Annotated in this window: 1 protein-coding gene; it reads right to left on the bottom strand. The window is 67.4% G+C overall.

What is annotated here, in order from left to right:
• The coding region (locus FLQ44_RS18205; protein ID WP_500692558.1) for a tRNA 2-thiocytidine biosynthesis protein TtcA at positions 1–294 on the bottom strand (294 nt) is incomplete at its 3' end.
• Between the last annotated feature and the right edge of the window lie 102 nt (positions 295–396).

The following is a 396-nucleotide window of genomic DNA, read 5'->3' as shown; positions in this document are numbered from 1 at the left end:
GATCCTGAAAGGCACACCCACGCTTTCGAGGTAGCCGGGCAGGATGTGCTCGGGGAAATCCGGCTGCTTCTGGTCGAGGTTGACCGCCACCAGCTCGAAGCGCACCGGCGCCTTGGCCTGCAGCTGCAGCAGCACGTCCAGCATCGTGTAGCTGTCCTTGCCGCCGGACAGGCAGACCATGACCTTGTCGCCCTCTTCGATCATGCCGAAGTCGGCGATGGCCTGGCCGACCTGGTGGCGCAGGCGCTTGGCCAGCTTGTTGTGCTCGTACTCGTGCTTGCGGGCGGTGGACATGGGCGTAGAGGACGTGAGTGGGGGCGTGGAAGCCCGCGCCCGGGGGCACGTGCGGCCGCGCAGTTTAGCAGCGCCCCACCTGGGCGCCGGCCGCGAATTCAC

The organism is Vogesella mureinivorans, from assembly GCF_007644035.1.
GTDB classification, from domain to species: domain Bacteria; phylum Pseudomonadota; class Gammaproteobacteria; order Burkholderiales; family Chromobacteriaceae; genus Vogesella; species Vogesella mureinivorans.
Note: the sequence above shows the minus strand (reverse complement) of the source record. Positions and strands in the feature narration are given on the sequence as shown.